The organism is Spongiibacter tropicus DSM 19543, assembly GCF_000420325.1.
Lineage (GTDB): Bacteria > Pseudomonadota > Gammaproteobacteria > Pseudomonadales > Spongiibacteraceae > Spongiibacter > Spongiibacter tropicus.
On record NZ_ATUS01000001.1, the window covers coordinates 837,478 to 857,063 of the forward strand.

Genomic DNA, 19,586 nt, shown 5'->3' on the forward strand with positions numbered 1-19,586 from the left:
GTAGTTTTTTAGGCGCCGTCCGGCTCGCCAGACAGTCGCTGATAAATCATCGGCGGAAGCCGCCGGGCCCTGCCGACCACCGGGTCGACACAGGCAATTTGTATCTGCGCCTCACACAGTAACTCTTCGCCGCGATAGACACATTGTTTGAAATTAAGTGCCGTGGCACGCATAGATTCTATGACCGCGGTCACGATTAGCTCGTCATCGAGGCGCGCCGAAGCGTGATACCGGGCTTGCACATCCCGCACCACCAACAGCAGCCCGTCGTCAGCCACCGCCGTTTTAGCAAAGCCCTGCGCGCGCATAAACTCGGTGCGCGCGCGTTCCATATACTTCAGGTAATTCACATAGTAGACAATGCCACCGGCGTCGGTATCTTCAATATAAACGCGCAGGGGGATATGAAAATCCATCAGGACACGTCCCCTTTGGGCGCATCCAGACCAAAGTGCTGATAGGCGTGCTGGGTCAGCACCCGACCTCTCGGCGTGCGCATAATATAGCCCTGCTGAATCAGATAGGGCTCCAGCACATCCTCAATCGTGCCGCGCTCTTCGCTGATGGCGGCGGCAAGGCTCTCAATGCCTACCGGCCCACCATCAAATTTTTCAATCATCGCCAGCAGCAGACGGCGGTCGAGGTGATCGAAACCGCGATTGTCGACGTTGAGCATATTCAGCGCCGCATCAGCGACCTGCGCCGACACCTTGCCATCGGCTTTCACCTCGGCGTAGTCGCGCACCCGACGCAGCAGACGATTGGCAATACGCGGTGTACCCCGCGAGCGCATGGCAATTTCGCGCGCCCCGCCATCATCGAGGCTCATGCCAAGAATTTCAGCGGACCGGCTGACGATGGTAGACAGATCGGGCACACCGTAAAACTCCAGCCGCTGCACAATGCCAAAGCGGTCGCGCAGCGGTGAGGTCAACAGGCCTGCACGGGTTGTGGCGCCCACCAGGGTGAAAGGTGGCAAATCCAGTTTGATCGAGCGCGCCGCCGGCCCCTCGCCGATCATGATATCCAGCTGATAATCCTCCATTGCGGGATAGAGGATTTCCTCAATATGCGGGCTGAGACGGTGAATCTCGTCGATAAACAGGACATCGCCCTCATCGAGATTGGTCATCAGCGCCGCCAGATCTCCGGCCTTTTCCAGCACCGGACCGGAGGTCGTGCGCAACGCCACGCCCATTTCGTTCGCAAGGATATTGGCGAGCGTGGTCTTGCCCAGCCCCGGTGGCCCAAAAATCAGCGTGTGATCCAGCGGCTCGCTGCGCTGGCGAGCGGCGCTGACGAAAATCTCCATCTGCTCACGCACGGCGGGCTGACCAATATAATCCGCCAGCGACTTGGGGCGAATGGCGCGATCAAAACGCTCTTCGGAAGACTCCAGCGTATCCGGGGCAATCAAGCGGTCGACATCAATCATACGAAGTCAGCCTCTATCGAATCATATTCTTGAGGGCAGCACGGATCAGTGCTTCGCTGCTCTGCCCTTCGGTATCCAGCGCATTAATTGCCCGGCTGGCTTCCTGCGGTTTGTACCCCAGGGCCACCAGCGCCGCTTCCGCTTCGGCCAGAATCGCCGAGGCCGAGGGTGTTTCAGGCAGGCTGACCTGCGATACCGCCTGATCCGGTGCCCAGCTCGCCAGCCGATCGCGCATTTCCATCACCAAGCGCTCGGCGGTTTTCTTACCAACGCCGGGCAGGCGCACCAGCGACGCCGTATCGCCATCCTGCACGCAGCGCACAAAATCGTCGCTGTCGATGCCAGACATAATTGTCAATGCGAGCTTGGGCCCGACCCCGTTAACCTTGATCAGGTCGCGAAACAGCTGCCGCCCGCGGGTATCGTTAAAGCCAAACAGGCTGTGGGCATCCTCGCGGACGATCATCTGGATGTACAGCGACACTTCTTCACCCAGCGCAGGCAAGGTGTACAGGGTGGTCATCGGCACCAGCACTTCGTAGCCAACACCGTTGACGTCCACCACAATCTCCGGAGCCTGCTTTTCGATCAGCACTCCGCGCAAACGAGCAATCATGAGCTTACCTTATTACTCAGCCGACCCCGCCGCATCCGCGCAGCAAGCATCGGTTCAGACATATTATTCAGCCCTTCGCGGGCGTGGGCGTGGCAGATGGCCGCCGCCAGCGCATCGGCGGCGTCTTCCTGTGGGCTGGCAGGCAATTTCAACAGGACTTTCACCATGTGCTGTATCTGTTCTTTACTCGCGGCACCGGTGCCCACCACCGCTTTTTTAATTTGCCGCGCCGTGTATTCCGCCACGGCCAGATCAGCGCCCACGCAGGCCACCACGGCCGCACCACGGGCCTGTCCCAGCTTAAGCGCCGAACCCGCGCTTTTCGCCATAAACACTTCTTCTACCGCCGCTTCGCTGGGACGGTATTCGTCGATGATGGTATTGAGACTGCGAAAGATAATATTGAGGCGTTCTGGAAGCGGGCCTTTCGGCAGGCGAATAACCCCACTGGTCACATAGCGATGGCGACCGCCCTCGGCCGAGATCAGGCCGAAACCGGTGCGCTGTGAGCCGGGGTCGATGCCGAGAATAATGGTCATAAATCGTCGCTGCCAGAAACTGCGCCTATTATGCACAGATCAGGCCTCGAAAAGATAATACCGCCAATGCCATTACAGCTCGGCGAGCACCTCATCGGGGATTTCGGCATTGGTGTGCACCTGCTGCACATCATCGAGGTCTTCCAGCATATCCACCAGCCCCAGCAGGGTCTCAGCACCCTGGCGGTCCAGCGGTACGGTGGTTGAAGGCTGCATGATCAGCTCGGCGTGTTCGTGCTCGAGTCCCGCCGCGACCATGGCGTCCTTGACGGTTTGAAAATCCTCAAACGGGGTCAGCACCTCGATGCTGCCGTCGTCATGGGCAACCACGTCGTCGGCGCCCGCCTCCAGCGCCACGTCCATAATCTGCTCTTCACTGCTGCCCGGCGCGTAGAGAAGCTGACCGAGACGGCTGAACAGAAAAGCGACCGAACCATCGGTGCCCAGATTGCCGCCACGCTTGGTAAAGGCGTGGCGAACATCAGCGACGGTGCGGTTGCGGTTGTCGGTCATGCATTCAACCAAGACAGCAACGCCACCCGCGCCGTAACCTTCGTAGGTGATTTCATCGTAGTTGTCACCCTCGGCATTCCCGGCGCCACGGGCGATGGCCTTGTCGATGGTGTCGCGCTTCATATTGGCGCCGAGCGCCTTGTCGACCGCGGCCCGGAGACGGGGATTGTCCTCTGGAATCGGGCCACCGGCACGGGCAGCCACGACCAACTCGCGAATCAGCTTGGTGAAAACCTTGCCGCGCTTGGCATCCTGCGCGGCTTTGCGGTGTTTAATATTGGCCCATTTACTGTGACCTGCCACAACTAACCTCCCGCTGGGCGGTGATGCCACACCGCCCGTTTACTGCTTGGCAAATACTGGTATTACTCTTCGTTTTTACGCAGACGAATGCTCAACTCGGTGAGCTGGCGAGACTCCACCACACCCGGAGCATCGGTCATCACACAGGCTGCCGTCTGGGTTTTGGGGAAGGCAATCACGTCACGAATGGAGCGTGCGCCACTCATCAGCATGATCAGACGATCCAAACCAAAGGCCAGACCGGCATGCGGCGGCGCGCCGTACTTCAAAGCGTCCAGCAGGAAGCCGAATTTCTCTTGCGCTTCCGCCTCGTCGATCCCCAACACCCGGAATACCGACTGCTGCATGTCGTTGCGGTGGATACGCACCGAACCGCCACCCAGCTCGGTACCGTTGAGCACCATATCGTAGGCCACAGACAGGGCCTCGCCCGGCGCCGTTTCCAGCTCTTCCGGCGTACACGACGGCGAGGTAAACGGGTGGTGCAGCGCGGTCCAGCCGCCCTTGTCATCCTCTTCAAACATCGGGAAGTCAACCACCCACAACGGCGCCCACTCGGCGGTGTACAGGTCGAGATCTTCACCCAGCTTGCAGCGCAGGGCACCCAGTGCTTCGTTGACCACTTTGGCCGAATCCGCGCCAAAGAAGATCAGGTCGCCGTTCTCGGCGCCGACCCGCTCCAGAATCGCGGCACGTACCGGCTCAGGCAGGAATTTCACAATCGGTGATTGCAGGCCGCCCTCAAGGTCGCTCTTGTCGTTGACCTTGATGTAGGCCAGCCCTTTGGCGCCGTAGATGCCGACAAACTTGGTGTAGTCATCAATCTGTTTACGGCTGAGCTTGTCGTTGCCGCCGGGAACCTTCAGTGCCGCCACACGGCCCTTGGGATTAGTCGCCGGACCGGAGAATACCTTGAACTCCACCTCGGCCATCAGATCGCCAACGTCGACCAGCTCCAGCGGAATCCGCAGGTCGGGCTTGTCGCTGCCGAAGCGGCTCATGGCCTCGCTGTAAGGCATCTTCGGGAAGTCGCCCAGATCCAGATCTTTCACTTCCTTGAACAGATCGCGAATCATACCTTCGGCCACCGCCATCATCTGGGCGTCGTCCATAAAGGAGGTTTCGATATCGATCTGGGTGAATTCCGGCTGGCGGTCTGCGCGCAGGTCTTCGTCGCGGAAACACTTGGCAATCTGGTAGTAGCGGTCAAAACCCGACACCATCAACAGCTGCTTGAACAACTGGGGCGACTGGGGCAGCGCAAAGAATTTACCTGCATGGGTACGACTGGGGACGAGGTAGTCGCGGGCGCCTTCCGGAGTAGCGCGAGTGAGAATCGGGGTTTCGATATCCAGGAAGCCCTGCTCGTCGAGATAGCGACGCAGCACCGAGGTCACCTTGGCACGCAGGCGCAGCTTGTCGGCAATTTGCGGGCGACGCAGATCGAGGTAACGGTAGCGCAGACGAACGTCTTCGCCCACTTCGGTATGATCATCGAGCTGGAACGGCGGCGTTTCGGACTCATTGAGAATCTCGATTTCCTTACCGAGCACTTCGATCTCGCCGGTTTTCATATTGGGGTTAACCGTCGCAGCATCCCGCGCGCGGACCCGGCCGCGAATCTTCAGAACATATTCGCTGCGCACCCGGTCGGCGGTAGCAAAGTGCTCTTGGGTGTCGGGATCGAAGACGACCTGAACAATCCCGTCGCGGTCGCGCATATCCAGAAAAATAACGCCGCCGTGATCGCGGCGGCGATCCACCCAACCGCAGATGGTGACGTCTTGATCGATGTACTCGCTACCGAGGCTCCCGCAATAATGGCTGCGCATGGATTTTTTCCCACTTCTTAAAAAGTCAAAAACAGGCCCCGTAATTCGGGGCCCCTAAATTCAGCTATCGGATCCGGCAGAGGAACCACCGCCGTCACCGGCCAGGTTTTTCTTCTTACCGCCCGATTTAAAATCGGTTTCGTACCAACCGCCACCCTTGAGGCGAAAACCCGCCGCCGAGATTTTCTTGACCAGTTTGTCCGCTTTGCATTGCGGACACTGGGTCATGGCTGGATCACTCATCTTCTGCAACGCTTCCAGCTCGTGCTGACAGGCCTGACACTGATATTCATAAATGGGCATTGGAATCCCCTCCCAATACAAACTAATGAAAACGTGACCTACAGGAGTAAAACCGTCGGGCACAACCACAGGGTAGAAAAAGGAGCGGGATTATAACGCAAAGCGGGCGTGGCGATAAACGCAGGAAGCAAGAATCACCGAGATCGGGTCGGCGGTGAGCACGAAGGCACACCGCCGGCGGGCAAAAGCCCGGCTTTAGGAGGCAAAATCCTTGAGTTTCTTCAGCGGACGAACTTTCACCGCCACGCTGGCAGGCTTGGCTTTGAAGGTCGTCTCTTCACCGGTGAAGGGGTTGATACCCTTGCGCGCCTTGGTCGCAGGCTTTTTCACCGTGGTGATTTTCATCAAACCGGGAATGGTGAACTCACCCAGCGCACGCTTTTTGATGCTGCGCTCAATCAGCAACTCCAGCTCGTCGAGCACACTGGCAACCTGCTTGCGATTGAGTTCGGTGTTAGTCGCGATTTCATTGAGAATCTGCGTCTTGGTCATCTTCTCGCTGATTGCGGTCGTTTTGCGCTTCGGAGCCGCCTTGGCTGCAGCCGGTTTAGCTACGGCTTTCTTCGCTGCAACTTTCTTGGGGGCGGCCTTTTTCGGCGCTGCTTTTTTCGGTGCTGCTTTTCGTGTCGCCATAAGGAATCGTTCCTGTTCTGGGTGTGAAATTTATTATTTGCCAGTAGAGGGCACGCTGCCGATACCGAATTACCGCCGTTCCTTTTCCCGGTGCTGACTGCCCCGTTTCAGAAGAGCTGGCGGCATGGCTATGCCTGTGCATTACTAATAGTCGATTGCCCGCTGCAAAACAAGAGCGAAGCGCAATATCCCTACGAAAAAGCCTATTTTATGCGGCTAATGCTGCAGTAAACGCTCAACCAGATGCCTGCCAATTGGCAGTGCAGACGTTGCCGCTGGTGACGGCGCATTGATGACATGAACGCTGCGACGACTCTCGAGAAAGGCAAAATCGTGCAAGAGCTCACCTTTGGGGCTGACCGCCTGGGCACGCACTCCCGCCGGCGCTGGCGATAAATCGTCCATCGTCAGCGACGGATAATAGGCTTGCAGCAACTGCAAATAACGGCGTTTGGAAAGGGAGTTGTGTAGTTCAGACACGGCCGCGCGATGATGACGACGAACCAGCGCCCAGAAGCCACGAAAGCCGATCAGCTCCGCGAGGCTGCGCCACTCAACATCCGACCAGCGGTAGCCTTCGCGAGCCAACGCCAGCACCGCATTGGGACCAGCAAGCAACCGACCATCAACGCGGGGCGTCAGGTGGACGCCCAGAAACGGCAGAGCCGGATCGGGAACGGGGTAAATCAGGCGCGATACCCAGGACTCGCAGCGAGCGGCAAGCTGATAAAACTCTCCGCGAAACGGCACGATATGCAGCGGGCAATCGAGTCCCTGCAACCTCGCCAGCCTGTCGGCCATCAAACCGGCACAGCAGAGTAGCTGTGACGACGTAAATTCTCCGGCACGAGTGAACACACGAATGTCTCGCTGGCTCTCGGTGATACCGAGCACTTCTGCCTCGGTCTTCAGCTCCGCGCCTGCCGCCTGAGCCTGATCCAGTAATGCTTGGCAAATCGCCGAATAGTCAACAATCGCCGATTCGCTGACCGCCAGAGCAGCTTCCCCCCTCAGCTCGGGCTCCTGTTCGCGCATGGCGTCGCGCACCAGCCACTCAGGGTTCAAACCATTGGCTTTTGCACGCTGCTGCAACTCCCCAAGCCCTCGCAGCTGATGGGCTTCGGTGGCGACAATCCACTTCCCACAGCGCAAGAACGGAAGCTGGTGTTCCCGGCAGAAGGCCTCAGTCTGCTGAAGCCCCTCCCGACACATGCGTGCCTTGAGACTGCCAGCCGGGTAGTACACCCCCGCATGGAGTACACCACTATTACGCCCTGATTGATGGCGGGCCGGCGCCGCTTCTTTCTCCAGAATCAGCACTCGGCTGTCCGGCTTTTGCTTCAGCAGCTGCCATGCAGAGGCAGCACCAACAATGCCTGCCCCCACAATAATGACATCGTAACTCCCGGCACTCGCCATCGCATCAGCCCGAAATAAAGCGTGGCTCAGCGGCAAAGGCGTGTCTCAATGCCGCCAGACGTTCTTCGCGATCGGAATCGGCATAGGCTTTTGCCGGCAACTGCCCCCATACCGGCTTCGGCCAACAGGGGTCCGCGGCAAAACGAGCTATATGGTGAACATGCAGCTGCGGCACCATATTACCCAGCGCGGCAATGTTCAGCTTCTCTGCAGCAAAGACGGTATTGAGAATACCTGCGGCCAGATCAGACTCCCGAGAGAACTGCATACGGTCCTCCTCACTCAGCTCACAGAGTTCCCGCAGCTCGGCATCGCTGCGCGGTACCAGAATGAGCCAGGGATACTGGGCGTCGTTCATCAACAGCACTCGGCATAAGGGCAGGTCGCCGACCACAAAGCAGTCGGCAGCAAGTTGGGGGTGTAATGTAAACATGATGTTCTCCAATAAAGCGGTGGCGCCCTGTACCGGACCGCCTATCAATCGTAAAATGCGGCGACTTCATTCGCAGCTTTAAGGCCAGATCCGCTATGCGCGCCAGCCAATTTCTTATTGCCACTGTAAAGGAAACCCCCGCCGATGCCGAGGTTATCAGTCACCAACTGATGCTCCGTGCCGGCATGATACGAAAGCTGGCCACCGGCCTCTACACTTGGCTGCCGTTGGGCCTGCGGGTACTTCGCAAAGTGGAAAACATTGTCCGTGAAGAGATGAACGCGGCAGGCGCGCAAGAGGTGCTGATGCCCGTGGTCCAGCCCGCTGAACTGTGGCAGGAATCGGGTCGTTGGGAACAGTACGGTGCAGAACTGCTGCGCATCAATGACCGTCATCAGCGCGAGTTTTGCCTTGGCCCCACCCACGAGGAAGTGATTACCGACCTGATTCGCAACGAGATCCGCAGCTACAAGCAGCTGCCGGCGAACTTCTATCAGATCCAAACCAAGTTCCGCGATGAAATCCGCCCCCGTTTCGGGGTGATGCGCTCGCGTGAATTCATCATGAAAGACGCGTACTCCTTCCACAATGACCAGGAGTCACTGCAGGCCACCTACGACGTCATGCACGCGGCCTATACCCGCATCTTTACTCGCCTCGGCCTGGACTTCCGTCCGGTGATCGCCGACACCGGCTCGATCGGCGGCAGCGCCTCCCATGAGTTCCACGTATTAGCCGAATCGGGCGAAGACGATATCGCCTTTTCCGACAGCTCAGATTACGCCGCCAACGTAGAAATGGCCGAAGCACTGGCACCGGCTGGCGAGCGCGCCGCCCCCGGCGCCGAGCTGGAGAAAGTCGTCACGCCCAGCGTGGGCACCATCGAGCAGGTGTGCGCGTTCTTTAACTGCACGCCCGAGCAAACTCTGAAAACCCTGCTGGTCTATGGCGAGGCCGACGACAATGGCAAGCAGCCGCTGGTTGCCCTGGTGCTGCGCGGCGACCACCAATTGAACGAAATCAAAGCCGAGAAGCTGGACGGCGTTGCCAGCCCGCTGACGTTGGCCGAAGAAAACGATATTAAAGCGGCGCTGAGCTGCTCTCCCGGCTCCATTGGTCCGGTCGATCTCGGCTTGCGCACGATTGTGGATCGCAGCGCCGCGCACTGCGCTGACTTTATCTGCGGTGCCAACGAAGACGGCTACCATCTGCGCGGCGGCAACTGGGAACGGGATCTGGCTCTTGGCGAGATCGCCGACTTGCGCGAGGTCGTCAGCGGCGATCCCAGCCCCGATGGCCAGGGCACACTGCAAATCAAACGCGGCATTGAAGTGGGCCATATCTTCCAGCTTGGCACCAAATACTCGGAAGCCCTGCAAGCGACCGTACTCAACGAGCAGGGCAAAGAGCAGGTGATGATCATGGGCTGCTACGGCATCGGCGTCACCCGTGTGGTGGCTTCAGCCATTGAGCAGAATCACGACGACAAAGGCATTATCTGGACCGACGGCATCGCGCCGTTCCAGATTGCGCTGGTGCCGATGAACATGCAGAAATCCGAGCGCGTGCGCGAGGCGGCAGAAGCCCTGTACGCGCAGCTCAAAAATGCAGGCTACGATGTGCTGCTGGATGACCGCAACGAGCGGCCCGGCGTGAAATTTGCCGATATGGAACTGATGGGTATCCCCCACCGCATTGTGATCGGCGACCGCGGCTTGGACAACGGCCAACTGGAATACCGCCATCGCCGTGCCGACGACAACGAAGACGTCGCTATCGACAGCATTATGGACTTCGTCCGTCAGCGTGTTCCACTCTCTGCTTAAGCGTCTGCTGCTGGCAGGGCTGGTGGCCGTTGCGCTACCCGCTCTCGCCCAGCCAAGCGACCCCGTCGAGAGGGCCGCGCTGACCGCCTATCTGAAAGACGCCCTGCACCATGAGGACAGTTTTAAAGATCGCTTCGACGCCGAGGTGTGGCTGCTGGATATGTCCCAGCGGCTGAGCAAGCGACTCCCAGAGCCAGAAGACCGTCTGGCCCTGCTGCAAAGCGTGCACCGCGAGGCACGCTCGGCCTCACTGCCCCCGGAGCTGGTACTGGCACTGATTGAGGTGGAAAGCGCCTTTGACCGCTTTGCCATCTCCCGCGTTGGCGCCCAGGGGCTGATGCAAGTGATGCCATTCTGGAAAAAGGAAATTGGCCGCCCGGACGACAATCTCACCGACCCGAACACCAATCTTCGCTACGGCTGCCAGATTCTGCAGTTCTACCTGCAGCGCGAAAAGGGCAATATGCGCCGCGCCCTCGCCCGCTACAACGGCAGCCTGGGAAAGAACTGGTATCCTGACCGGGTATTTAATGCCTGGCGCAAGCGTTGGTATAACGGCCCGCTGGCTTACCGTGGCATCGACGACTGAGGCGGAGGCGGCGGAGGCATCCCGCGCTCAGCCCCATCGGGTTTTGGCCCCTTGCGATCGCCATCGCGCGGCCCTTTGTCATGGCGCATCATCTCCAGCCGCTGGTCTGGCGACAAGGTCGGCAAGACTTCCAGCAACACGTCATGTACCAGCCGCTTGAGTGACTGGTCTGCCGCTCTCAAATCTGCCAGCGCCTGACGGGCACTCTCAATATTCAACTCGGGTTCGGCAATAATCTGGTCCAGATTTCGTCTCGCGAGACGCAACTGCCGAAAGGCACTGCGCATTTCTCCACGCTTGGCCCTGAGTACAGCCCTTGCCTGATCACTGAGCTGATCCGGACGGCGCTTTAAAATATGCTGGCTCATCATGTACAGGCCGCGATCGCGGTCCAGTGCCTTGCCCGCCCACAAGCCGATGAGCAGACCGTTCACCACCAGCGAGGCGATGAGCGCAATCAACAAACCCGTGCGACGTGTCATTGTTCTTCCTCCAACCAGCTACTCACTTCCAGAGAGCCGGTAAAATCGAGTTCGGTAAAGGCCTGATAATCCTCATCCAGCAATGGATATTGGCTGGGCAGACCGGACATTCCTACCGCGACGCCAAGTATCAGCGCGGCGGTGGTTGCCATGCCCGCGGACCAAAGCGGCAAACGCCTGACGTGGGCCTGTCGGCGGGTTTCGGGAATCCGGGCAAGACGCTGCTGCAAGCCGGGACTGACCCGCAGCTCGCCATCCATCCGTTGCGACCAGAATACCTCTCGTTGCCGGTATTCCTTCAAACAGGCCGCCCCCGCCTTTGACATCGGCGCCAGCAGTGCGAAAGGCCAGAGCCACAGCGGCCAGTTGCGCAATTGATCGCCGTAGCGCTCCAGACACTGTGCATAGTCAATCATCGGATTCTCCCAATACTTGCTTAAGCTGTTTGCGCGCACGGCCCAGTAAGGATTCGACTGCCTTGGGGCTGCTATCAAGAATATCGGCGATTTGCTTGACGGGCAGGTCGCGGTAATAGCGAAATGCCATCGCAGCGCGTTGCTCTGCGGGCAGGCTGGACAGCGCCGCCATCATTTTTTCAGAGAGGGCGTTTGCCTCGTCATCCGCCTCATCACGCTGACCATCGAGCAGCTGCTCGGTCAGCTCACTATCTACGATCTGGCGCTGCTGAACTCGCTGACTGTGGTTAATCGCCAGATTGCTAGCTACCCGGTGCAACCAGGTACTGACTTTGGCATCGTCCTGCCAGTCCGGCGCCTGCTTCCACAGGCGCACAAAAACGTCCTGACACAGATCTTCCGCATCACTTCGGGACAACACAATTCGGTAAATGACATTGAGTACCCGCTGGCTGTGACGCTCCACAAGCCGATTAAAGGCGCGACTGTCGCCGTCGGCTACACGCGCTAATAATCGGGAGTCACTGACCAGCGGCATACTCGCTGCGCTCGCTATCGGCGTTTACGATTCAGCCGGGGCATGCGGGGGCATACCCTCGCGACCAAAGGCTTTACGGGCCTCCTTTCTCGACAAAACGCCGTCACCGTCTGTATCGAGCTTTTCCATCTGCGCCTTTGCTGCGGCCTTCATTTCCATCTGGGAAACCAGTCCATCGCCGTTGGCATCCGCTTTTGCAAATCGGTCCGCACGCTCCCCGCTACGCTTCTCACGCATCTGGGCACGAAACTCTTCAATTTCCTCACGGCTGACCTGACCGTCTTGATTCAAGTCCATTTTCATAAACCGCTCCGCTTGGCGGTCTGCCATTTCTTCGATACTGGGTGGCGTTCTGGCGCCATCAAAGGGACCATTTTTCCCGGGGCCAAAAGCGTAGGCGCTGGCAGCACCCGTCATTGCCAATACAGCGAAAAGCGTTACTGAAGTTTTCATCACGTTGTGCTCCACGAACAGTAAGAGGATTTTAACGGCCGTTACTGTTTAAACACCGCCGGCGGACAAATCCCTCGCACAACAGACAATTATTTTATTGGCATTCCTTGCCGCAGCCCGGCTCTCTATTTACGAAACAGAGAACTCATAGCGCCATTTCCCATTTTCCAGATAGCAGCGATTGCGCGCACCCAGCACCTTGGGGTCGGCGCTGTCATACCCCGCATCGCCGCCGTAGAGCATACACACGCGACCATCGGCATCGCTGATTTTGGGATGGATATCCGGCACCGGACGACGGTCATAAAACGCGCGAGCGTCCGCAACCGTTGCACAGCTGGACAACTCGGTCAGCGTGACCAGAGTCGGCGGCATCAGAGCCAGCTCCCCCTGCTGATGGGAGCCCACCAACTCGCCCGGGTGACACCAGAGAAAATCGTCGGCCTCCTCACCATCCACGACAACCTGCTGACCGGGGCAGTCCGCGATGAAAAAGGCGGTTTCATAGCGACGTTTTATCGATGGCGGCGTCGTCCACCAGGAGATCAACTGCAACCGACTCTGATCCAGTTGGATCTGCGCCTCTTCCTCGGTCTCACGTACCGCAGCAAGGTGAAAGGCCGTCATGCGATCGCCCTTGGCATCCGCCACATCGTCGGGATCAACGGTGCCACCTGGGAAAACCCAGTGCCCACCGCCCACCTTCAGCTGCTGGTGACGACGCAGCAATAACACCTCCAAGCCCGACGCCGCGTCGCGCAGTACCACGGCCGTGGATGAAGGGCGTATTTCCTGTTCAATATTTACAGCCATTGTTGCTCAAGAACCTTTATAAGCTGTGCCGGACGCGGTCCAACACGAAAATTTTCTGGCAAGTCCGCGTAGCGGATGGTGCCGGACTCATCGCTGAGTATCAGTGAGGGCAGCGAGGTATGCGGGCCTTTCGCGAAGACTCCGGCAGGCACGCCAAACGGGTGAACCAGCCCGAGCGTCCTCGCCGCCTGCAGACCACTGTCGAAATAGACCTCGACCCCCTGTGGCAATGTCCCCACCAGTTTTTCGCTCTCGTCCACCGCCTGATCACTGATCAATACAATGTGAAGGCCGTACTCACGCAGCGCGTCAAAATAGCTTGAAAATTCGTAAAGCTGACTGCGACACAGCGGGCACCAACCGCCGCGGAAAAACAACAGCAGCGTTTTTCTGCCAACAAAGCTCGCGGAGTCAACGTGTTCGCCTGTTCGATCCTGCAAATGGAAGGCGGGCAGCGCCTGACCGACAGTCAGTCGCGGATTATCGTCGCGATCCAGATAGGAATACCAGTAGACATAAATCAGCACGCCAGCGAGTCCCGGCACCAACGCATAAAACGTTGGCAGGGGATGCATCTCGACCACGGCCAGCGCCGCGCCAATCATCGCGGCAAGAATCTGTATCACCACAAACCGGCCGGTGTTAACGAACGGCACCAGATACAACAGCAACACGAACACCGGGACGGGCGTGACAGCCAGCCAAGCCGCAAACCAGGACAGGCTAAACCCTGGCTCGACCCACATCTGCCAGAGTGCGTGCAGCGAGGCTGCCCCACAGAGCAGGACGTAGGGAGTCACAAAGTAACGTTTAGCCAGCGCTTTGAGTAAATTCATCGCATCTCAGTTAGAGAGTGTCAGTGCAGTGAACTGGCACTCTTGTTCAGGGCAAGGGTTCTGCGCTAGCGTAACCCTATGGCATTGACCCAATTTTTTATCTAGTGAGCACACCCGGCAATAGCGGAAGCAGCCATTAGGACATAGACTATTTTTGACTTCAATCGTGGAGACCCCACCAGCGCGATTTAAATCAGGGTGGTATTAATTCGCCTGTGTACACGACCCCAGCAACACAGGAAACAGTGGCGGCTATGACAAAACTATCCATCATGGATCTGGCGTTTTTCCTCACCGAGACGGAAGACAGCCCCAAACATGTAGGCGGAATGATGATGTTCCGCAAACCTGCCAAGGCGGGGGCGGACTTCGTGGACAAGGCCGTCCGCGAATACGTGGGCAGTAACGAAGACATCCAGGCGCCGTTCAACCAGATCATCAAATTCGGCGGCCTGTCCACACCCCGCTGGGTAGATGCTCCCGACTTCGATATTAACGACCACATCTACTACCACCAGTTGGAAGGCGACGACTTTCGGGATGAACTCTATGTCCTGGCGGGCGAGCTACACAGCCCGAAGATGGATCGTGAAAAGCCGATGTGGGAAGTCCACGTTATTGAGGGCATCGACGACCAGCGCTTTGCGCTGTATATCAAGTTGCACCACGCCTACGCAGACGGCGTTACGATGTCGGCCATCCTTGCCAAAAGCCTGAGCCAGTCCTCACGCGCCAGGAAGGTATCGCCAATATGGGCAGCGCTTCCCAATCGTCGACGTCGCAAAGGCGAAGAGGATGCACTGCTGCGCAAGATGCTCGGCCTGTCCGGCAACTATCTGCGCTCGGTGCTGGGTTTGACAAAGCTCAGCGCCCAGCTGGCTCTGGAGGCAGTCAACCTGACTAAAAATGCCGTGGCGGTTCCCTACAAGCCCATGCCGGAAACACCACTGAATGGTCATGTCGTGGCCGGTCGTCAAGTGGCCACCGCCGCCGTCCCGATGACCCGCGTTAACAAGATTCGCAAGCAGACACGCTCGACGCTTAACCACGTTGCCCTCACCTGCATTGACGGCGCCTTGCACCGCTATCTGGAAGAATGTGGCGCCGATATCAGCGAGCCCATCACCATTCAAATGCCCGTAAACCTCCGCCGCCCCGGTGACCGCAGCATGGGCAACAAAATCGGCATCGTGCTGGTTGAACTCGCCAAGAAAACCACCGACCCCTACGAGCGGCTGCGGGAAATTGGCTTTACGCTTCGCAATGTTCGCTACCAAGTAGATGGCGTCCCCCCGGCATCGGTCATCGCTTACACCGTACTGCTGGGCAGCTTTGCTCAACTAACTGAATTCCTGAAAATTGATGACCGACTGCCGCCGCTGGGCAATACGCTGGTCTCCAATGTGCCCGGGCCGTCAAAACCACTGTATCTGCGCGGCGCCAAGCTCGAGGAAATGTACCCGATCAGCGCGCTGACGCCGGGCTGTCACCTGAACATTACGCTGTACAGCTACGATGGTCGGCTGCAGTTCGGACTGGTGGCCAGTTCGGCATTGCCCAAACTGGAGATTCTGAGCGACTATATTCACGATGCTTTTGCTGAACTTGACGATGCGGTTTCACCAACGGCACTGGCGTAATAACGCACTACAATAACAACAGGCAAAGCCATACAGAACGACCTGACAACAACACAAACCCACGCTTTCGCTGACAGAAAGCAGTGCAGCTCCGCGTTGGCTCGGAGCTGCAGCAGGCGTATTTCTGTACTATCTGGAGAGGCACTATGAGCTACTTTGTTACTGGCGGCACCGGCTTTATCGGACGATTTCTTATCACCCGCTTGGCCAAGCGCAACGAAACGATTTTCGTGCTTGTGCGCCGCAGTTCTAAACACAAGTATCAGGAACTACTGGAAAAAACCGGGCTGAGTAAAGAGCAACTGGTCCCCGTCTGGGGCGACCTTGCCAAGGGCAAACTGGGCATCAGCAGCCGGGAGATGGGCAAGCTGAAAGGCAAAGTCAGCCACTTCTATCACCTGGCCGCCATCTACGACCTAAAGGCCGACGCAGAAAGTCAGGAAATCACCAATATTGAAGGCACTCGCAATGCCCTTGCAGCGGCTGAAGCCATGCAGGCTGGAAGCTTCCACCTGGCCAGCTCCATCGCCGCAGCAGGACTCTACAAAGGCATCTTCCGCGAAGACATGTTCGAAGAAGCCGAGGGACTCAAACACGCCTACTTCCGCACCAAACACGTCTCCGAAGGGCTGGTGCGCAAAGAGTGCAAAATTCCCTACCGCATCTACCGGCCGGCGATGGTTGTCGGTGACTCCACAACCGGCGAAATGGACAAGGTTGATGGCCCCTACTACTTCTTCAAGCTGATTCAGAAACTGCGCTACCGAGTGCCTCAATGGTGCCCGCTGATTGGTATTGAAGGCGGGCAAATGAATATTGTCCCGGTGGATTATGTCGCCGACGCCATCGACTACCTGTCACACAAACCCAAGCTGGACGGCAAGTGCTTCCACTTAGTGAACCCCAACGCTCACAAAGTCGGTGAAGTGTTGAATATCTTTGCCGAAGCCGCCCACGCGCCGAAAATGGCCATGCGTATCGATTCGCGCATGTTTGCCTTCGTCCCCTCGTCAATTGCCGGAATCGTCAAGAACATGCCCCCGGTGAAACGGCTGACCAACGCGGTACTGGCCGATTACCAGATTCCTGCAGATGGCCTGCAGTTCATGAACATGCCTACCCGTTTCGACAACCGCGACACCGTAAAGGCCCTTAAAGGCAGCGGTATCGAATTGCCGGATCTCGAAGACTACGCCTATAAACTCTGGGACTACTGGGAGCGCAACCTCGACCCGGATCTGTTCAAGGACCGCAGCCTACGCGGCAACGTCAGCGGCAAAGTCATTGTGATCACCGGCGCGTCCTCCGGCATCGGTAAGGCCAGCGCACTCAAGCTCGCCGAGGCGGGTGCCGAAGTCGTGCTCGTGGCTCGCAGTATTGAAAAACTGGAGGAAACCCAGAAGGAAATCGCCGACCTTGGGGGCAAGAGCTATGCGTATAGCTGCGATGTTTCAGACCTTGAGGCCTGCGACGAGCTGGTCGCCACGCTATTGAAAAACCACGGCCATGTGGATGTATTGGTGAATAACGCGGGCCGCTCAATCCGTCGCTCGCTGGAACTGACCTTTGACCGTTTCCACGATTTCGAGCGCACCATGCAGCTCAATTACTTCGGCGCGATTCGACTGATCATGGGCCTGGCACCATCGATGCTTGAGCGTCGCGCCGGTCACGTGATCAACATCTCCTCGATCGCCGTCATCGTAGGCACCTCGCCCCGGTTCTCGGCCTATGCGGCGTCCAAGGCTGCGCTGGATGCCTTCTCCCGGAGTGCAGCCGCAGAGTTTTCCGACCGCAATATCGCGTTCACCACTATCAATATGCCATTGGTCCGTACGCCGATGATCGGCCCCACCTCAATCTACAACGCCGTGCCCACGCTATCTCCCGAAGAAGCTGCGGACATGATCTGCGAAGCGATCGTGAAGCGACCCAAGCGCATCGCCACCGGCCTGGGGATTAGCATGCAGGTACTCAATGCGGTAGCGCCCAAGGCCACGGAAATCATCATGAACACCGTGTTCAGAACCTTCCCTGACTCCGCAGCGGCAAAGGGAGAAGGTGAAGAGGCGAAAACCGAGGCGTCCTCAGAACAGGTGGCACTGGCTGCCGTACTGAAAGGAATTCACGTCTAAACGCACGTCGTCGCTGTTACTTAGCCATTACTTGCCGAGTGCCCCTCGTGGTGACCATCCGCCGCGGGGGGCTGCTGGCGAGGCTGGCGCAATATACGCTGATAGATCTCCTGCTTAAGCAGATCAAACATCATCGAGCGCAGACGAGCAAGCTTTCTGGAGTCCGTTGCGGTCTCTCCGCACTTCCCCATCAGCAAGCCGAATAGCAGCCCCGCCATGCCGAAAAACGCAATCACCCCCACACGCTGCTCACAGTAGTGTTGCCGGAGCCGAAAACGGCGATTTCGCTGACGCTGATCAAGTTGGATCAGCGCCGAGCGCAGCCGCGCTTCTTCACCGCTGAGCATGCTGCCCCTCCACTGCTGTCCGGCGAGGACGTGCCCCGGTCAAGGCGCCTCGCAATTGTCGCTGGCAATACCAGAACGCCAGCAGATTCATCAGCAGTAACAGAGACATTGCGAAGGGCTCTGGCACTCCTGCCTGCGCCATTACGCGAGCGAGAAACAGCATGGCAAGCAACCACACGCTTGTCGCCGAGATCACGCTTAACAGCGCAAAGATCAGCATTTTCAGCAGGGCTAAGCACAGCAATTGTCCTCGCAACTGCAGGCGCTCTATTTCCTCTGCACCAAAGGCCAAGCACTCGGTCAGCAGATCACCATACTGGGGCTCAGCCTTCTGTTCCCTTTCAGATGCGCAATCTGTTTCGCCGCGCATACGCCCTCCTGTTCTGACAGCGGATAATCACCACTCCACTCCCCCGTCAGCGGCGGAATAAGAACGCCACCACCGCGCCGAGCAGAAATGCGAGTCCCACGGTTCTCAGCGGGTGTTCACGGGTATAACCGCCCACGGCCTCACTGGCTGCCTCGGAATGCTTGCGTGCCGAGCTGACCAGCCCCTCAGCTTGCAGCCGTAGCTCTTCAGCAAGTTGATGCAAGCGTTCTTCACTGCTGCCCGCCATTGCCGCTGCCCGATCGACGGCCTCGTGGGCTTTGCTGGCCGCGGCGTCGACCTTATCGTGACGATTCGAACTTACGTCAGCCTGGTTCTGCTGTGTCGCCATTTTGCACCTCCCTATTCAACGAATTTTTCGGCGTCTTACCCTGTTGCTGAAAACGCAAAAACAAAAAGGTTCAAAATCGATTAAATAAAATGACACTGGCAATTTATAAATCATCTACCGCATAAAAAATCATTGATGAAAATAAAAATATTGAACTGTTTTTACTCAGCGTGTCAGAAAAACTGTAGGCAGAAATGACAAGGAGGCAACATGCTTGGCTGGTCGTTAATGTTTTTAATTATTGCGCTTATCGCCGGCGTATTGGGCTTTGGGGGCATTGCGGGTGCCGCAGCGGGCATCGCAAAAGTCTTGTTCTTTATCTTTATTGCACTGCTGATAATTTCTCTTGTCGCCCAGGCTTTACGCGGAAAACCGCCGCGAATATAGCACTGAAAATCCGCATTCTGGCTTAACAAAACTGACATCGTTAATCACGTCACTCACGAGGAGCGAAGTATGAATAGAGATATTGCAGAAGGTAAGTGGAAGCAGTTAAAAGGGCAAATTCGGGAAAAGTGGGGCGAACTCACCGACGATGACATAGACCAAGTAGAAGGCAGCAGTGATCGTTTTATCGGCGTACTGCAAGAGCGCTACGGCCTCGCTCGCGAAGAGGCTAAAAAGCAATTTGAAGAACTGAAAAAGAAAGTTTCTTAGAGGAATTTTTCTTCAAGTTTTTATTCAAAAAGGCATCTTAGGAAAAGACTGACGGTACGAAAACCGTGCCTGTCACCACGTCAATAACGATGGAGAAAACGACGCCAAC

Annotated in this window: 25 protein-coding genes; 6 read left to right on the forward strand and 19 right to left on the reverse strand. The window is 57.6% G+C overall.

Going from position 1 to position 19,586, the window contains the following annotated elements; translation table 11 throughout:
• Positions 1-8 precede the first annotated feature (8 nt).
• The 10 genes from ybgC to G411_RS0104010 form a co-directional block, all read right to left on the reverse strand.
• Positions 9-416, reverse strand: a complete 408-nt coding sequence (gene ybgC, locus G411_RS0103965; protein WP_022957877.1) for a tol-pal system-associated acyl-CoA thioesterase — start codon at positions 414-416, stop codon at positions 9-11.
• Entirely contained in the window at positions 416-1,435 is a 1,020-nt protein-coding gene (ruvB, locus tag G411_RS0103970; RefSeq protein WP_022957878.1) for a Holliday junction branch migration DNA helicase RuvB, read from the reverse strand. The genes ybgC and ruvB overlap by 1 nt, the downstream gene beginning before the upstream one ends.
• 13 nt (positions 1,436-1,448) lie before the next feature.
• The gene (gene ruvA / locus G411_RS0103975; protein WP_022957879.1) at positions 1,449-2,051 is read right to left on the reverse strand and encodes a Holliday junction branch migration protein RuvA; all 603 of its coding nucleotides are present in this window, start codon (positions 2,049-2,051) and stop codon (positions 1,449-1,451) included.
• Complete coding sequence (ruvC, locus tag G411_RS0103980; RefSeq protein ID WP_022957880.1) at positions 2,048-2,590, reverse strand: crossover junction endodeoxyribonuclease RuvC; 543 nt, start codon at positions 2,588-2,590, stop codon at positions 2,048-2,050. The genes ruvA and ruvC overlap by 4 nt, the downstream gene beginning before the upstream one ends.
• Positions 2,591-2,662: 72 nt before the next feature.
• Positions 2,663-3,406: a YebC/PmpR family DNA-binding transcriptional regulator gene (locus G411_RS0103985; protein ID WP_022957881.1), complete on the reverse strand. Its 744-nt coding sequence runs from the start codon at positions 3,404-3,406 to the stop codon at positions 2,663-2,665.
• 62 nt (positions 3,407-3,468) lie between these two features.
• On the reverse strand, positions 3,469-5,238 hold the full coding sequence (gene aspS / locus G411_RS0103990) for an aspartate--tRNA ligase (protein WP_022957882.1): 1,770 nt from the start codon (positions 5,236-5,238) through the stop codon (positions 3,469-3,471).
• Between the two features lie 60 nt (positions 5,239-5,298).
• On the reverse strand, positions 5,299-5,541 hold the full coding sequence (locus G411_RS0103995) for an FmdB family zinc ribbon protein (protein ID WP_022957883.1): 243 nt from the start codon (positions 5,539-5,541) through the stop codon (positions 5,299-5,301).
• Between the two features lie 195 nt (positions 5,542-5,736).
• Positions 5,737-6,174 (reverse strand): HU family DNA-binding protein, encoded by a 438-nt coding sequence (locus G411_RS0104000; protein WP_022957884.1) that lies wholly within the window; start codon positions 6,172-6,174, stop codon positions 5,737-5,739.
• Positions 6,175-6,390: 216 nt separating this feature from the next.
• Positions 6,391-7,593 carry an L-2-hydroxyglutarate oxidase gene (gene lhgO / locus G411_RS0104005; protein ID WP_022957885.1) on the reverse strand — a complete coding sequence of 401 codons (1,203 nt, stop codon included), beginning with the start codon at positions 7,591-7,593 and terminating at the stop codon, positions 6,391-6,393.
• A 4-nt stretch (positions 7,594-7,597) separates the two neighbouring features.
• Positions 7,598-8,026, reverse strand: coding sequence for an HIT domain-containing protein (locus G411_RS0104010; protein WP_051151239.1), 429 nt, complete (start codon positions 8,024-8,026; stop codon positions 7,598-7,600).
• A gap of 95 nt (positions 8,027-8,121) precedes the next feature.
• Between G411_RS0104010 and G411_RS0104015 the strand changes: the two genes are divergently transcribed.
• Entirely contained in the window at positions 8,122-9,852 is a 1,731-nt protein-coding gene (locus tag G411_RS0104015) for a proline--tRNA ligase (RefSeq protein ID WP_022957887.1), read from the forward strand.
• Positions 9,833-10,441, forward strand: coding sequence for a lytic transglycosylase domain-containing protein (locus tag G411_RS19270; RefSeq protein WP_022957888.1), 609 nt, complete (start codon positions 9,833-9,835; stop codon positions 10,439-10,441). Before G411_RS0104015 ends, G411_RS19270 begins: the two co-directional genes overlap by 20 nt.
• Here the strand turns inward: G411_RS19270 and G411_RS0104025 are convergent.
• From G411_RS0104025 to G411_RS0104050, 6 genes are all read right to left on the reverse strand, one after another.
• Positions 10,420-10,923 carry a periplasmic heavy metal sensor gene (locus G411_RS0104025; RefSeq protein WP_022957889.1) on the reverse strand — a complete coding sequence of 168 codons (504 nt, stop codon included), beginning with the start codon at positions 10,921-10,923 and terminating at the stop codon, positions 10,420-10,422. The two genes, G411_RS19270 and G411_RS0104025, sit on opposite strands and share 22 nt — an antisense overlap.
• Positions 10,920-11,339, reverse strand: coding sequence for a hypothetical protein (locus G411_RS0104030; protein ID WP_022957890.1), 420 nt, complete (start codon positions 11,337-11,339; stop codon positions 10,920-10,922). The genes G411_RS0104025 and G411_RS0104030 overlap by 4 nt, the downstream gene beginning before the upstream one ends.
• On the reverse strand, positions 11,332-11,877 hold the full coding sequence (locus G411_RS0104035) for an RNA polymerase sigma factor (protein ID WP_022957891.1): 546 nt from the start codon (positions 11,875-11,877) through the stop codon (positions 11,332-11,334). Before G411_RS0104035 ends, G411_RS0104030 begins: the two co-directional genes overlap by 8 nt.
• Positions 11,878-11,901: 24 nt before the next feature.
• A complete protein-coding gene (locus tag G411_RS0104040) occupies positions 11,902-12,330 on the reverse strand; it encodes an EF-hand domain-containing protein (protein WP_022957892.1) in 429 nt (142 codons plus the stop codon).
• 129 nt (positions 12,331-12,459) lie between these two features.
• The gene (locus G411_RS0104045; protein ID WP_022957893.1) at positions 12,460-13,143 is read right to left on the reverse strand and encodes an NUDIX hydrolase; all 684 of its coding nucleotides are present in this window, start codon (positions 13,141-13,143) and stop codon (positions 12,460-12,462) included.
• Positions 13,134-13,979, reverse strand: coding sequence for a redoxin domain-containing protein (locus G411_RS0104050; RefSeq protein ID WP_022957894.1), 846 nt, complete (start codon positions 13,977-13,979; stop codon positions 13,134-13,136). The genes G411_RS0104045 and G411_RS0104050 overlap by 10 nt, the downstream gene beginning before the upstream one ends.
• A 254-nt stretch (positions 13,980-14,233) precedes the next feature.
• Between G411_RS0104050 and G411_RS0104055 the strand changes: the two genes are divergently transcribed.
• Positions 14,234-15,619 carry a wax ester/triacylglycerol synthase family O-acyltransferase gene (locus G411_RS0104055; RefSeq protein ID WP_022957895.1) on the forward strand — a complete coding sequence of 462 codons (1,386 nt, stop codon included), beginning with the start codon at positions 14,234-14,236 and terminating at the stop codon, positions 15,617-15,619.
• 146 nt (positions 15,620-15,765) lie between these two features.
• On the forward strand, positions 15,766-17,754 hold the full coding sequence (locus tag G411_RS0104060; RefSeq protein ID WP_022957896.1) for an SDR family oxidoreductase: 1,989 nt from the start codon (positions 15,766-15,768) through the stop codon (positions 17,752-17,754).
• Between the two features lie 20 nt (positions 17,755-17,774).
• Here the strand turns inward: G411_RS0104060 and G411_RS0104065 are convergent, their stop codons facing one another.
• Genes G411_RS0104065 through G411_RS0104075 form a run of 3 tightly spaced genes read right to left on the reverse strand, consistent with a single transcriptional unit; the run spans position 17,775 to position 18,820 of the window.
• On the reverse strand, positions 17,775-18,101 hold the full coding sequence (locus tag G411_RS0104065) for a hypothetical protein (protein ID WP_022957897.1): 327 nt from the start codon (positions 18,099-18,101) through the stop codon (positions 17,775-17,777).
• Positions 18,088-18,471, reverse strand: coding sequence for a hypothetical protein (locus G411_RS0104070; protein ID WP_022957898.1), 384 nt, complete (start codon positions 18,469-18,471; stop codon positions 18,088-18,090). Before G411_RS0104070 ends, G411_RS0104065 begins: the two co-directional genes overlap by 14 nt.
• A 46-nt stretch (positions 18,472-18,517) precedes the next feature.
• A complete protein-coding gene (locus G411_RS0104075; RefSeq protein WP_022957899.1) occupies positions 18,518-18,820 on the reverse strand; it encodes an ElaB/YgaM/YqjD family protein in 303 nt (100 codons plus the stop codon).
• Between the two features lie 210 nt (positions 18,821-19,030).
• Between G411_RS0104075 and G411_RS21775 the strand changes: the two genes are divergently transcribed.
• Together G411_RS21775 and G411_RS0104085 are read left to right on the forward strand one after the other, a co-directional pair.
• Positions 19,031-19,207, forward strand: coding sequence for a DUF1328 domain-containing protein (locus tag G411_RS21775; RefSeq protein ID WP_022957900.1), 177 nt, complete (start codon positions 19,031-19,033; stop codon positions 19,205-19,207).
• A gap of 69 nt (positions 19,208-19,276) precedes the next feature.
• Complete coding sequence (locus G411_RS0104085) at positions 19,277-19,477, forward strand: CsbD family protein (RefSeq protein WP_022957901.1); 201 nt, start codon at positions 19,277-19,279, stop codon at positions 19,475-19,477.
• Positions 19,478-19,586 lie beyond the last annotated feature (109 nt).

Excerpts from the sequence above, each read along its gene's own strand:
- G411_RS0104060 (WP_022957896.1), top strand. The coding sequence starts at position 15,766 with ATGAGCTACTTTGTTACTGGCGGCACCGGCTTTATCGGACGATTTCTT.
- ruvA (WP_022957879.1), bottom strand. The coding sequence starts at position 2,051 with ATGATTGCTCGTTTGCGCGGAGTGCTGATCGAAAAGCAGGCTCCGGAG.
- ybgC (WP_022957877.1), bottom strand. The coding sequence starts at position 416 with ATGGATTTTCATATCCCCCTGCGCGTTTATATTGAAGATACCGACGCC.
- lhgO (WP_022957885.1), bottom strand. The coding sequence starts at position 7,593 with ATGGCGAGTGCCGGGAGTTACGATGTCATTATTGTGGGGGCAGGCATT.
- ruvB (WP_022957878.1), bottom strand. The coding sequence starts at position 1,435 with ATGATTGATGTCGACCGCTTGATTGCCCCGGATACGCTGGAGTCTTCC.
- G411_RS0104015 (WP_022957887.1), top strand. The coding sequence starts at position 8,122 with ATGCGCGCCAGCCAATTTCTTATTGCCACTGTAAAGGAAACCCCCGCC.
- G411_RS0104085 (WP_022957901.1), top strand. The coding sequence starts at position 19,277 with ATGAATAGAGATATTGCAGAAGGTAAGTGGAAGCAGTTAAAAGGGCAA.
- G411_RS0104000 (WP_022957884.1), bottom strand. The coding sequence starts at position 6,174 with ATGGCGACACGAAAAGCAGCACCGAAAAAAGCAGCGCCGAAAAAGGCC.
- G411_RS21775 (WP_022957900.1), top strand. The coding sequence starts at position 19,031 with ATGCTTGGCTGGTCGTTAATGTTTTTAATTATTGCGCTTATCGCCGGC.
- G411_RS0104070 (WP_022957898.1), bottom strand. The coding sequence starts at position 18,471 with ATGCGCGGCGAAACAGATTGCGCATCTGAAAGGGAACAGAAGGCTGAG.
- G411_RS0104025 (WP_022957889.1), bottom strand. The coding sequence starts at position 10,923 with ATGACACGTCGCACGGGTTTGTTGATTGCGCTCATCGCCTCGCTGGTG.
- G411_RS0104050 (WP_022957894.1), bottom strand. The coding sequence starts at position 13,979 with ATGAATTTACTCAAAGCGCTGGCTAAACGTTACTTTGTGACTCCCTAC.
- G411_RS0104055 (WP_022957895.1), top strand. The coding sequence starts at position 14,234 with ATGACAAAACTATCCATCATGGATCTGGCGTTTTTCCTCACCGAGACG.
- G411_RS0104010 (WP_051151239.1), bottom strand. The coding sequence starts at position 8,026 with ATGTTTACATTACACCCCCAACTTGCTGCCGACTGCTTTGTGGTCGGC.
- G411_RS0104040 (WP_022957892.1), bottom strand. The coding sequence starts at position 12,330 with ATGAAAACTTCAGTAACGCTTTTCGCTGTATTGGCAATGACGGGTGCT.
- G411_RS0103995 (WP_022957883.1), bottom strand. The coding sequence starts at position 5,541 with ATGCCCATTTATGAATATCAGTGTCAGGCCTGTCAGCACGAGCTGGAA.
- G411_RS0104035 (WP_022957891.1), bottom strand. The coding sequence starts at position 11,877 with ATGCCGCTGGTCAGTGACTCCCGATTATTAGCGCGTGTAGCCGACGGC.
- ruvC (WP_022957880.1), bottom strand. The coding sequence starts at position 2,590 with ATGACCATTATTCTCGGCATCGACCCCGGCTCACAGCGCACCGGTTTC.
- aspS (WP_022957882.1), bottom strand. The coding sequence starts at position 5,238 with ATGCGCAGCCATTATTGCGGGAGCCTCGGTAGCGAGTACATCGATCAA.
- G411_RS0104045 (WP_022957893.1), bottom strand. The coding sequence starts at position 13,143 with ATGGCTGTAAATATTGAACAGGAAATACGCCCTTCATCCACGGCCGTG.
- G411_RS0104075 (WP_022957899.1), bottom strand. The coding sequence starts at position 18,820 with ATGGCGACACAGCAGAACCAGGCTGACGTAAGTTCGAATCGTCACGAT.
- G411_RS0104065 (WP_022957897.1), bottom strand. The coding sequence starts at position 18,101 with ATGCTCAGCGGTGAAGAAGCGCGGCTGCGCTCGGCGCTGATCCAACTT.
- G411_RS0104030 (WP_022957890.1), bottom strand. The coding sequence starts at position 11,339 with ATGATTGACTATGCACAGTGTCTGGAGCGCTACGGCGATCAATTGCGC.